Annotated in this window: 11 protein-coding genes; 9 read left to right on the forward strand and 2 right to left on the reverse strand. The window is 73.2% G+C overall.

Annotated features, from left to right (window positions below; translation table 11 throughout):
* Nucleotides 1-122: 122 nt before the first annotated feature.
* The 7 genes from miaB to NBZ83_RS24390 all read left to right on the forward strand — a co-directional run bounded on the left by miaB (nucleotide 123) and on the right by NBZ83_RS24390 (nucleotide 6,866).
* Nucleotides 123-1,649, forward strand: coding sequence for a tRNA (N6-isopentenyl adenosine(37)-C2)-methylthiotransferase MiaB (miaB, locus tag NBZ83_RS24360; RefSeq protein ID WP_261570643.1), 1,527 nt, complete (start codon nucleotides 123-125; stop codon nucleotides 1,647-1,649).
* Nucleotides 1,646-2,428, forward strand: a complete 783-nt coding sequence (locus NBZ83_RS24365) for a class III extradiol dioxygenase subunit B-like domain-containing protein (protein ID WP_261570644.1) — start codon at nucleotides 1,646-1,648, stop codon at nucleotides 2,426-2,428. Before miaB ends, NBZ83_RS24365 begins: the two co-directional genes overlap by 4 nt.
* Complete coding sequence (locus tag NBZ83_RS24370) at nucleotides 2,409-3,293, forward strand: alpha/beta fold hydrolase (RefSeq protein ID WP_261570645.1); 885 nt, start codon at nucleotides 2,409-2,411, stop codon at nucleotides 3,291-3,293. Before NBZ83_RS24365 ends, NBZ83_RS24370 begins: the two co-directional genes overlap by 20 nt.
* Before the next feature lie 102 nt (nucleotides 3,294-3,395).
* Nucleotides 3,396-4,307, forward strand: a complete 912-nt coding sequence (miaA, locus tag NBZ83_RS24375) for a tRNA (adenosine(37)-N6)-dimethylallyltransferase MiaA (protein WP_261570646.1) — start codon at nucleotides 3,396-3,398, stop codon at nucleotides 4,305-4,307.
* A 108-nt stretch (nucleotides 4,308-4,415) separates the two neighbouring features.
* The gene (locus NBZ83_RS24380; protein WP_261570647.1) at nucleotides 4,416-5,306 is read left to right on the forward strand and encodes an EAL domain-containing protein; all 891 of its coding nucleotides are present in this window, start codon (nucleotides 4,416-4,418) and stop codon (nucleotides 5,304-5,306) included.
* A 42-nt stretch (nucleotides 5,307-5,348) separates the two neighbouring features.
* A complete protein-coding gene (gene dapF, locus NBZ83_RS24385; RefSeq protein WP_261575871.1) occupies nucleotides 5,349-6,365 on the forward strand; it encodes a diaminopimelate epimerase in 1,017 nt (338 codons plus the stop codon).
* A gap of 33 nt (nucleotides 6,366-6,398) precedes the next feature.
* Nucleotides 6,399-6,866 carry a VOC family protein gene (locus tag NBZ83_RS24390; protein ID WP_261570649.1) on the forward strand — a complete coding sequence of 156 codons (468 nt, stop codon included), beginning with the start codon at nucleotides 6,399-6,401 and terminating at the stop codon, nucleotides 6,864-6,866.
* On the opposite strand, the gene NBZ83_RS24395 is transcribed toward NBZ83_RS24390, so the two are convergent.
* On the reverse strand, nucleotides 6,791-7,732 hold the full coding sequence (locus NBZ83_RS24395) for a helix-turn-helix domain-containing protein (protein ID WP_261575872.1): 942 nt from the start codon (nucleotides 7,730-7,732) through the stop codon (nucleotides 6,791-6,793). The genes NBZ83_RS24390 and NBZ83_RS24395 overlap by 76 nt on opposite strands.
* A gap of 199 nt (nucleotides 7,733-7,931) precedes the next feature.
* Here NBZ83_RS24395 and hflX point away from each other — a divergent pair, with 199 nt between their 5' ends.
* The gene (gene hflX, locus NBZ83_RS24400) at nucleotides 7,932-9,392 is read left to right on the forward strand and encodes a GTPase HflX (protein ID WP_261570651.1); all 1,461 of its coding nucleotides are present in this window, start codon (nucleotides 7,932-7,934) and stop codon (nucleotides 9,390-9,392) included.
* Nucleotides 9,393-9,496: 104 nt separating this feature from the next.
* On the opposite strand, the gene lexA is transcribed toward hflX, so the two are convergent.
* A complete protein-coding gene (gene lexA, locus NBZ83_RS24405) occupies nucleotides 9,497-10,258 on the reverse strand; it encodes a transcriptional repressor LexA (protein ID WP_261570652.1) in 762 nt (253 codons plus the stop codon).
* Between the two features lie 319 nt (nucleotides 10,259-10,577).
* Between lexA and NBZ83_RS24410 the strand changes: the two genes are divergently transcribed.
* Nucleotides 10,578-10,997 carry a LysM peptidoglycan-binding domain-containing protein gene (locus NBZ83_RS24410; protein WP_261575873.1) on the forward strand — a complete coding sequence of 140 codons (420 nt, stop codon included), beginning with the start codon at nucleotides 10,578-10,580 and terminating at the stop codon, nucleotides 10,995-10,997.
* The last annotated feature ends 99 nt before the right edge of the window (nucleotides 10,998-11,096 follow it).

The raw sequence follows: 11,096 nt of genomic DNA on the forward strand, positions 1-11,096 counted from the left end.
CTCTGTGTGTCCGCGTCTCGATCATCGTCTTCCCTGGTCACGGCCCCGATCGGGAGTCGCGCGTCGGTCGCGGCCGGCAGTCGCCGGATGGGCCGCGACCGACGCGCCGTAGGCTGGTCGATGTGAAGGGCCGCAGCTACGAGGTACGCACGTTCGGATGCCAGATGAACGTCCACGACTCCGAACGGCTCTCCGGACTGCTCGAGTCCGCCGGCTACGTCCCCGCCGCCCCTGGCAGCGAGGCCGACGTCGTGGTGTTCAACACCTGTGCGGTGCGGGAGAACGCCGACAACCGGCTGTACGGCAATCTCGGCCAGCTCGTCCCGGTGAAGAAGGGCCATCCGGGGATGCAGATCGCCGTCGGCGGCTGCCTGGCGCAAAAGGACCGCGCGACGATCCTCGACCGCGCCCCCTGGGTCGACGTCGTGTTCGGCACCAACAATCTGCACCGCCTGCCGGTGCTGCTGGAACGGGCCCGGCACAACGCCTCGGCCCAGCTGGAGATCGCCGAGGCGCTCGAGGTGTTCCCGAGCTCGCTGCCGACGCGGCGGGCCAGCCACCACTCGGCCTGGGTCAGCATCAGCGTGGGCTGCGACAACACCTGCACCTTCTGCATCGTGCCCAGCCTGCGCGGCCGCGAGCGCGACCGTCGACCCGGTGACGTGCTCGCCGAGGTCGAGGCGCTTGTCGGCGAGGGGGCGTTGGAGATCACCCTGCTGGGGCAGAACGTGAATTCCTACGGCCGTTCGCTGGGCGATCCGGGCGCGTTTGCCAAACTGCTCATCGCCTGCGGCCGGGTCGACGGCCTGGAGCGGGTGCGTTTCACCTCGCCACATCCGCGGGACTTCACCAACGACGTCATCGAGGCGATGGCCGCCACCGCCAACGTCTGCCACCAGTTGCACATGCCCCTGCAGTCCGGTTCGGACGAGGTACTGCGCCGGATGCGCCGCTCCTACCGCCGGGACCGGTACCTCGACATCGTCGAACGGGTGCGGGCGGCAATGCCCGATGCGGCCATCACCACCGACATCATCGTCGGATTCCCCGGTGAGACCGAGGCGGACTTCGCCGACACCCTCGACGTCGTGCGCCAGGCTCGTTTTTCGGGGGCGTTCACCTTCCAGTACTCCCCGCGCCCGGGTACTCCGGCGGCGACGATGGACGGCCAGATCGACCGGGCCACGGTGGCCGAGCGGTACGCCCGGCTGGTCGCGCTGCAGGACGAGGTCTCCTGGGCGCAGAACCGGGAACTGGTCGGTCGGCGCGTCGAGCTGCTCGTCGCCGAGGGCGAGGGTCGCAAGGACGACGCCACCGGTCGGTTGTCCGGTCGGGCGCGGGACGGGCGTCTCGTGCACTTCCGCGCGGATTCGGGCGCCCAGCCCGCACCCGGCGGTGATCCGGCCGGTTCGGGGCCCGCGGTGCGGCCCGGTGACGTGGTCGAGACCGTGGTGACGCGGGCGGCGCCGCACCACCTCACCGCCGACGGCCCGCTGCTGTCCTACCGCCGCACCCGCGCGGGTGATGCCTGGGAGCTCGGCCGAGCCGCCCCAGCCACCTCCACTGACAGCGACGCGCCGGCGGCCCGGCAGGCCGTCACCCTCGGCATGCCATCAATGGGCCCGGCGGCGGGCTCGAGTCGCCGGTGACCTTCGTCGCCGCGGCAGTCTGCCCGCACCCGCCGCTGCTGGTCCCCGAGGTCGGTCGCGGCGAGCAGGTCCAGGCCCGCGCCGCCGCGGTGGACGCGGTGCGGCGGCTGTGCGCCGCACGGCCGAACCGCATCGTGGTGGTCGGGGATGCGCCGGCCGAGACGCGCTACGGGCCCGAGTCGGCGGGGTCCCTTGCCGGTTTCGGGGTGGATCTGCGCGTGCCGCTCGGGCCGTCGGCCGCTGGGTCCGCCGCTGGGCCCGCCGCCGTGGAGCCAGCGCTGCCCCTGTCGCTCACTGTTGGTGCCTGGCTGCTGGCGAGCGTCGGCTGGTCCGGGGAGCGCTCGGCGCTCGGGGTGCCGGCCGGCCACTCCCCGCGGGCGGCGGCCGGACTCGGTGAGCGCCTCCTCGCGCAGGTAAAACAAAACGAGCGGCTCGCTCTGCTGGTCATGGGCGACGGGTCGGCGCGGCGCACGCTGAAGGCGCCGGGCGGGCTCGACGAGCGTGCCGCGGCATTCGACGCCGCCGCCGCGGCGGCCCTGGCCGGACCCGATCCGGCCGCCCTGCTCGACCTTGATCCGGCGCTGGCGACCGAGCTGTTGGCCGCCGGCCGGGCCCCGTGGCAGGTGCTCGCCGGTGCGCTACTCGCCGCGACTCGGGACGACACGCCAGCCGAAGCCTGGTCCAGCGAGCTCACCTATGACGACGCGCCCTACGGTGTCGGGTATCTGGTTGCCGTATGGAATCGGGGGGGCGCGCAGCGTGATTGGGAGTCCGGCTGAGCTGCCGGTAGGTGTGTGGCGGACCGATCTCGGCGGCCTCGCCGCGTTGCGCTGCGGGCCGGAGGTCGCCCCGGCGGTCCTCCTGCTGCCCGGATACGCGGCAAGCAAGGAGGACTTCCTGCCGATCATGCCGGCGCTGGCCGCCGCGGGATTCGCCGTGACCGCGCTTGACCTGCGGGGCCAGCACGAGTCGTCCGGCCCCGACGAGGTCGCCGCGTACAGCCTGGAGGCGTTCGCCGACGACGTTCTTCGCGTGATCGACGCGCTCGGCGCCGGGCCCGCACATCTGGTCGGGCACAGCTTCGGTGGCCTCGTCGCCCGCGCGGCGGTCATCGCCGACCCAGGCCGGATGCGCTCGTTGACCCTGCTGTCCTCCGGACCCGCTGGCATCGTCGGGCGTCGTCAGGCCGCGTTGCGCACGATCCGGCTGGTCCTGGAGCGGGGCGGGTCGGCCGCGGTGTGGGCGGCGCTGCACGCGGTGGAGCGGCCCCGTCCGGCGCCCACGGCCGACTTTCTGCGCCAGCGGTTCTTCGCGCACAACCAGGCCTGCCTGGTGGCGATCGCCCAGCATCTGCTCGACACCCCCGACCGGGTCGCGGAGCTGGCGGCGGTTGCCCGCAGCGCGAGCCTGCCAGTACTGGTTACGCACGGTGACGGTGACGATGGTTGGCCGGCAGCCGTGCAGGCCGATATGGCCCGCCGGCTCGCGGCCCGCTACGAGGTGCTGCCGGGCGCCCGGCACGACCCGGCGGCTGACGCCCCGGACGCGCTGGTCGCCGCGCTGGTGGAGTTCTGGCGGACGCCGGGCGCGCCGGCGCGGCGCCCGGCCTCCGCCGTCGCCGAGGCCAGCTCCGGGGCCGGCTGACCGCCTGACCGCCCGAGCGGCTAACTGCCCGAGCGGCTGAGTGGGGACGTGGACCGGGCGGGCGCTGCGGTGCCGCGGCGGGGGCGTGGCACGATCGGAAAGATGAGCACGCGGGAGGGGCCCCGGCCGGGACCGGTGGTGGCGGTGGTGGGGCCGACGGCCGCGGGCAAGAGCGATCTCGGCATCGCGCTCGCGCTCGCGCTCGGCGGTGAGGTCGTCAACGCGGACTCGATGCAGCTGTACCGCGGGATGGACATCGGCACCGCCAAGGTCCCGCCGGCGCAGCGCCACGGCGTGCCCCACCACCTGCTCGACGTGTGGGACGTGACGCGCGCCGCCGACGTCGCCAGTTTCCAGGCCGACGCCAGGCGGGTGATCGACGACCTGCTCGCGGCGGGCCGGACCCCGGTGCTCGTCGGCGGGTCCGGGCTGTACCTGCGCGCCGCCCTCGATGATCTGACCTTCCCGGGCACCGATCCGGCCGTGCGGGCGCGCTGGGAGCGGGAGCTGGCCAGCCGTGGTGCGCCGGCGCTGCACGGTGAGCTGGCGCGGCGCGCGCCGCGGGCCGCCGAGGCGATTCTGCCCACCAACGGTCGCCGAATCGTGCGCGCGCTGGAGGTCGTCGAGCTGACCGGAACCTTCGAAGCCACCCTGCCCGAGCACCGATCCGTCTACGACGTCGTCCAGATCGGGGTGGATCGGACCGACCTGGACGATCGCATCGCCGAACGGGTGGAGAGAATGTGGGGTGCGGGTTTTCCCGATGAAGTGCGGGGGTTGGCGGAAAAGGGCCTCAGGGAAGGTCGTACGGCGTCCCGTGCGCTGGGATATGCTCAGCTACTTGCCTGGTTTGACGGAGCAATGGACTCCGCCGAGGAGGCCAAGTCGGCCACAATTACCGCGACGCGGCGCTTTGCCCGACGGCAAAGGTCCTGGTTTCGCCGGGACGAGCGGATAGTCTGGCTGGACCAACCGGATGTCACTCAGGTGCTGCGGCTGGTGGGTTCGCTCTGACGGGTGATCGGTCAGACTGCCCCAGGGGGACGGGTCGGCGCCGCACCATGGCGCCGCCGGCGCCCGGCGCGCAGCGGCTGATCCCGCTCGGCGTCTGGAGAGATCGATGTGACCGCGCCCCCCGCTGCTGGCGGTTCCCCACCCGACCTGACACTTGTTCCCGCCCTCTATGCCGCTTTCGACGATGGTTCGTTACGATTGCATTTCCAACCCGAGGTGGACCTGCGTAACGGGTCGGTTCCGGGAATGGAAGCCCATCCGCGTTGGCAGCATCCCGAGCGCGGCGTGCTCGGCCCGGCGGAGTTCATGCCGATCGCCGCCGCCGCCGGCCTCGTCCACCAGGTTGACCAGTGGGTCCTGCGGATGGCGGTGACCGAGGCGCGCACCTGGCATCGAATGGCCGCGGGCACGCCGATTCGCCCGCCCCGGCTGTGGGTGAACGTCGACGGACGCCAGCTCGCCAGCCCGGCCTTCATCGCCGAGGTCGACCGGCTGCTCTCGCGCCGGCTGCTGCCGGCGGGGGCGATCGGCCTGGAGCTCAGCGAGCGGGACCTCGGGCTCGCCGCGCCGGTGGTGCCCCGCCTGCTGGATCGGCTGCGTGCCCTCGGCGTCGCGATCGCCGTCGGGTCGTTCGGTACCTGGTTCGGGTCGCTGGCGATGTTCGACCCGCTGCCCCTGGACCTCGTCAAGCTCGACGGCGTCTTCCTGCGGGCGACAATGCGGGATCTGGAGGGGGAGGCGGTCGTCGCGGCGATCACCCGGCTGGCCCACCAGCGGCGGCTCACCGTGGTCGCCGACGGTGTGGACACCGCCCGGCTGGCCGCCCGGGTGGTCGACCTCGGCTGCGACCGGGCGATCGGGCCGGTGTTCTGCCCGCCGGTCCCGGTGGAGGACGCCCGGCTGATTGCGCTGGGTCGGGGCCGCCCGGATCGCTGGTACAAGCCCCCGGCGCGCACCGACGAGCGGATGCGGGAATGGGTGCGCGCAGCCGGGGGATGAGGCGCGGCGGCGGGCCGGCGCAGTGAGCCGTACGATCGCCTCGTGCGGGACGACCGGGAGCTGCGTTTCATCAAGGGCCATGGCACGGGCAACGACTTCGTCGTGCTTCCCGACCCGGATGGCGACCTCGAGCTCACCGCGGACCTGGTCCGCGCGGTGTGCGACCGGCGCACGGGCGTCGGCGCGGACGGGATTCTGCGGGTCGTGTTGTCCGCCGCGGTTCCTGAGGCCGCCTCGCTCGCAGGCACCGCCCGCTGGTTCATGGACTACCGCAACGCCGACGGGTCCATCGCTGAGATGTGCGGCAACGGTGCCCGGGTGTTCGCCCGCTACCTGGTGGCTGCGGGCTACGCCCAGCCCGGCCGGTTCACCATCGCGACCCGGGCCGGCCTGCGGCTGGTGGAGGTGCCGGCCGAAGGGGATGTCACGGTAGACATGGGCCCGCCGCGGCTGTCCGCCGGGCCCGGGTCCGCGGTGTCCGTCGCCGGCCGCGACTTCACGGCGGTCGGGGTATCGATGGGTAACCCGCACGCGGTCTGCTTCGCCGACGATCTTGACGTGCCCGCGTTGCGCGGCCTCGACCTGACCCGTTCCCCCGACTTCTCCCCGGTGGACTTCCCGGACGGGGCGAACGTCGAGATCGTCGTGGACCGGCCGGGCGGTGTCGCCATGCGGGTCCACGAACGCGGGGTCGGGGAGACGGCCTCCTGCGGCACCGGCGCGTGCGCCGTCGCGGTGGCCTGGGCCGCCCGCCGCGGCCTGCGCCCCGCCGCCCCTGCGGCCGGGGAGAGCGCTGCGCCGGCGGTCGAGGTCGAGGTCGACGTTCCTGGCGGCGCTCTGGTGGTCGTCTGGAGTCGCGACACCGTGCTGCTGCGGGGGCCGGCCGAGCTGGTCTTCGACGGCGTGCTGCGCCCGGGGGCCCTGGGCGCGCGCGGGGCCGCCGCTACCGCCGCTACCGCCGCTACCGCTACCGCCGCTGCTGCGGATGCGGCCGGCGTCGCCGACGCCACCGAGATCCTGGCTGCCGCGGGGCTGCCTGGCGCCGCCCACGCGTCCTGACCCCGGTGCCGAGGGGCCGGGGTGTGCCCGCGGATGACGACGTCCGATTCCGACAAGACCGCCCGGCCCGGACCGTCCTACGGTGCGTTCATGCCATCCACGTTCAACCTCACCGGCCTGATCGTCGCCGACATGGCGCGCAGCCTGGCCTTCTACCGCCTGCTCGGGCTCGACCTGCCGGCCGGCGCCGAGACCGAACCGCACGTCGAGGTGACCCTGCCGGGCGGCCTGCGCCTGGCCTTCGACACCGAGGAGACAATCCGTTCCTTCGACCCGGCCTGGACGCCGGCGTCCGGCGGTGTCGGGCGGGTGAGCCTGGCCTTCGCCTGCGACAGCCCCGCCGAGGTCGACGCGATCCACGCCGACCTGCTCGCCGCCGGCCACACCGGCCACCTGTCGCCCTGGGATGCCTTCTGGGGGCAGCGTTACGCGACCGTCCTCGACCCCGACGGCAACCACGTCGACCTGTTTGCCCCGCTGCCGGCCGCGCCGACGCCCTGACCGGGACGGCCGTCGGCCTCGGCCGGCTCGGCCGGCTCGGCCGGGCCGGGGCCGAGCAGGCTGGTCAGCGCGACCCCGGTGAGGGCGCGCACATCCCGGGCGAGATGGGCCTGATCGGCGTACCCGGCGTCGGCGGCCACCGCCGCCAGGCGCCGACCGGTCCGCGCCGAACGCACCGCCTCCTGCAGCCGGAGGATGCGGGTGAGCGTCTTCGGGCCGTAGCCGAACATCTGCTGACAGCGGCGCAGCAGCTGGCGTTCGCTGAGCGCGGCAGCGCGCGCCATGTCCGCCACGGGCGATCCGTCCCGGGTCCCGGCGACGATCGCCGGGACCAGCGGATCGCCCAGCCTTGGATGCCGGGGGCTGGCGGCGACGGACGACTCGAGCACCAGCGCCGGATCACCCGCGTCCGCGAGCCGTTCGGCGAGCCGGCGCGCCGGCCCCGCGCCCCACAGATCGGCGAGCTCCGTTCGGCGGTCGCGCAGCTCCGCGGCGGGAACCCCGAGACTGGCCGGTCCGCGGCCGGGGTCGAAGCGCAGGCCGATGTGGCGTACCCCCGGCGCCCACCAGGCGAGCTTGGCAACCGTGTCCGGGCCGGAGACGATCAGGCGCCCGTCGGAACTCCAGATGATGTCGATGCAGCCGTCCGGCAGGATCCGGTGGATCTGCGCGGTTCGCCCGAAAGGGGAGGGCTCGCCCGTCGGCGGGTGCCGCTGCGGCGGTCCGACGCAGGCCGGATCGAGGTCGGTGGCGGGCCCGGACGGGTCGGCGGCGAGCCACAGCGTCGCTGGTAGCTGGCTCGCCGGCCGTTCCCAGTACACGGCGTCGACGGTACGCGGCCAGGTCGCACCCGGTGCGAAGGTCATCGCGTCGAGCCGGCTAAACCGTTCGCGATCGTCATGGCGGCGTGGGACCCTGGTGAGAGACGGGATGATTCCGCAAGGGGAACGGCGGCCCGTCCGCCCTTCCCTCGGACCTCATCAGGTCGCCGGAACGTGCGCGTGACCTGGCCGGACGAAGCGGCGCGGAATTTCGCGACAGCGAGCCGCGTTCAGAACGGATGGTATGACTCTTCCTGCCGACGCCCTGACGGCGTCCACTTTCGACAGATCCCTCATCGAACTCGCCGATCCTGATTCGGCGTATCTCTCGGGTTTTTACGATGATTCGGGGGACGGCTTTGACCTGGAGGAGCGTGCGGCACTGCGCCGCGTGCCCGGTCTGGCCACCGAGCTCGACGACGTCACCGAGGTCGAGTACCGCCAGCTGAGACTGGAGCAGGTCGTCCTCATCGGCGTGTGGACGTCGGGTTCGCTGCGGTCGGCCGAGGCCTCCATGACAGAGCTCGCCGCCCTCGCCACCACCGCGGGTTCGGTCGTGCTCGACGCGCTCGTGCAGCGCCGCGACCGGCCGGACGCCGCGACCTTCGTCGGCTCCGGCAAGGCGCGCGAGCTCGCCGAGGTTGTCACCGCGACCGGTGCGGACACGGTCATCTGCGACGGTGAGCTGACCCCGGGCCAGCTCCGCCAGTTGGAGGAGGTCGTCAAGGTCAAGGTCATCGACCGGACCGCGCTCATTCTGGACATCTTCGCCCAACACGCGACGTCCCGGGAGGGCAAGGCGCAGGTCGAGCTCGCCCAGCTCCAGTACATGCTGCCCCGCCTGCGCGGCTGGGGTGAGTCGATGTCACGCGCCGCGGCCAGTGGCGGTGGGCGCACGCCCATCGGTACCCGTGGACCCGGTGAGACGAAGATCGAGACGGACCGTCGACGGCTGCGGGCCCGGATGGCGCGCCTACGTCGGGAGCTCGCCGGGATGGCGACCGTGCGGGAGACGAAACGCTCGGCCCGCCGGCGCGGCGAGGTGCCCGCGGTGGCGATCGCCGGCTACACCAACGCCGGCAAGTCCTCGCTGCTCAACCGCCTGACCGGCGCCGGCGTCCTTGTTGAGGACGCGCTGTTCGCCACGCTGGACCCCACCGTGCGGCGCGCGACGCTGCCGGACGGCCGGGCGTTCACCCTTACCGACACTGTCGGTTTCGTCCGGCACCTCCCGCACCAGATCGTCGAGGCGTTCCGCTCGACTCTGGAGGAGGTGGCTGACGCGGACCTCATCCTGCACGTCGTCGACGGTTCCGCCCCCGACCCGGCCGGCCAGATCTCGGCCGTGCGCGAGGTGCTCAACGACATCGACGCGGGCGACGTGACCGAGCTGATCGTCGTGAACAAGGTCGACGCGACCGAGCCGACCGTCCTCGCCGGCCTGCGCCAGCTTGCGCCCGACGCGGTCTTCGTCTCGGCACGCACGGGGGAGGGGCTGACCGCGCTCGTCGACGCCCTGAGCGCCCGGGTTCCCCACCCCGACGTGGAGATGAAGGTCCTCGTCCCCTACACGCGGGGCGATCTCGTCTCCCGGGTGCACGCCCACGGCGAGGTGCTCGAGCTGGAGCACACCGCGGACGGCACCCTGCTGCTCGCGAGGGTGTCCCCGTCGCTCGCCGCGGAGCTGCACACGTTCCAGTCCTAAACCGCCGCTGAGGTCGCCCCGGGGCGGCCCGATCGGCGGCGGCCTGCCGCCCGTTGCACTGCAGCCGAACCGGCCGGCCGCCTCGCGCGGCCGGCCGTCCGCGGTCAGACTCGGCGCAGCACGGCGACGATCCGCCCGAGGATCGTCGCATCCTCGCCCGGAATATCGTTGAACGTCGGGTTCTCCGGGTGTAGCCAGACCTTGCCGTCGCGGACGCGTAGCCGCTTGACGGTCGCTTCGCCGTCGATCATCGCGGCGATGATCTCGCCGTTGTCCGCGACCGGCTGCTGGCGGACCACCACCCAGTCTCCGTCGCAGATCGCCGCGTTGATCATCGATTCGCCGACGACCCGGAGCATGAACAGGGTGCCCTCGCCGACGATCTCCTTCGGCAGTGGGAAGACGTCCTCGATCGCCTGCTCGGCCAGGATCGGCCCGCCGGCGGCGATCCGCCCGAGGACCGGCACGTAGGCCGTGGACGTCTCGCCACTCGTCCCGGCGGCCGGGGCGGTCCCGGTGCCCGGGAACGTGGAAACCACCGCCGCGCCGGAGTCGGCCTTGCGCCGCGGCCGATCGGGGCTGAGTATCTCCATGGCCCGCGGGCGGTTCGGGTCCCGGCGCAGGTAGCCCTTCTCCTCCAGCACCTTGAGCTGATGCGCCACGCTGCTCGTGCTGGTCAGCCCCACGGCCTCGCCGATCTCCCGCACGCTGGGCGGGTATCCGCGCCGCTCCACCTCGGCCCGGATGACCTCGAGCACCTTGCGCTGCCGGGGGGTCAGCCCGGCTGTGTTCGCGGGGTTTTCGGGAAAGGACCGCACGTTGCCGCGGGCCCCGCCCCGGCGTGTACCCCTGCCTTGGCTGGTCATCGCCTACCGCTCTCCTCGTCGCGTACTCCGTCGCCGCCCGGTTGCCGCTCGGTCGCCGCGGGCCGGGCGGCCGCACGGTTGTCGGCCTCGCCCGGCGAGACCGGCGCCCCCCACGGCATCCGGCTGTCCGCGACCGGGGGAAACCGCCCGGTGCAAATCTGATCGTCTCGACGGTAACCGCCCTGTGGCGGAATCTCAAACGTCTGTTCGAGCGTGTCCCTTCCCTTGATGGGACTCCGGTGCGACAATCGATCAGGAGTTCGATCGAACGGCAGTTTGCTGCGCAGTCGACGCGGTCCGAGCGCCTTGGGAGGATTCGGTGCACAGCGCGCACACGACGCAGGTGGTCGATCTGGCAGCGGCCCGGGAGCGGGCAGCGCGCCGGCCCGGCCCGCGTCCCCCGCGTTCGCGTCTGCCGGGGCCGCACCGCGCCGCTGTCGGCCGCCCGCTGCCGCCGTTGCGGCTGACCCGCCGCGGCCGGGCGGTCGTGGTCGTCGTGGTCGTCGTCGCCGCGCTGGCCATCACCGCTGCGCTGATGCTGGTCCTGCCGCGGGCCTCGATCGCGTGGTGGGGCGAGCCGCCGCGGGGCCACCTGGTCCTCGCCGGGGAGGCGATGTGGGAGATTGCCGTCGCGTTCGATCCCGCCGCCGACACCCGCGCGGTCGTGGATCGGTTACGGCGGATCAACCATCTCTGCTCGGTCGAACTCACCCCCGGCCAGTTCCTGCTGCGGGGTTGAACCACCGCGGCCCGGTCCGCCCGGTCCGCCACCGTCCGGTCCTGATCGGCGGTCGGCGGCTCGCCGCGGTGACGGGCCGGTTTCCGGCGAGGGTGGGCG

Origin of the sequence: Frankia gtarii (assembly GCF_025403375.1) — a bacterium.
Taxonomy (GTDB): Bacteria; Actinomycetota; Actinomycetes; order Frankiales; family Frankiaceae; genus Frankia; species Frankia gtarii.

Coding starts and splice junctions, on each gene's coding strand:
- NBZ83_RS24390 (WP_261570649.1), top strand. CDS start 6,399: ATGACGACGTCCGATTCCGACAAGACCGCCCGGCCCGGACCGTCCTAC.
- hflX (WP_261570651.1), top strand. CDS start 7,932: ATGACTCTTCCTGCCGACGCCCTGACGGCGTCCACTTTCGACAGATCC.
- NBZ83_RS24395 (WP_261575872.1), bottom strand. CDS start 7,732: ATGACCTTCGCACCGGGTGCGACCTGGCCGCGTACCGTCGACGCCGTG.
- miaA (WP_261570646.1), top strand. CDS start 3,396: ATGAGCACGCGGGAGGGGCCCCGGCCGGGACCGGTGGTGGCGGTGGTG.
- lexA (WP_261570652.1), bottom strand. CDS start 10,258: ATGACCAGCCAAGGCAGGGGTACACGCCGGGGCGGGGCCCGCGGCAAC.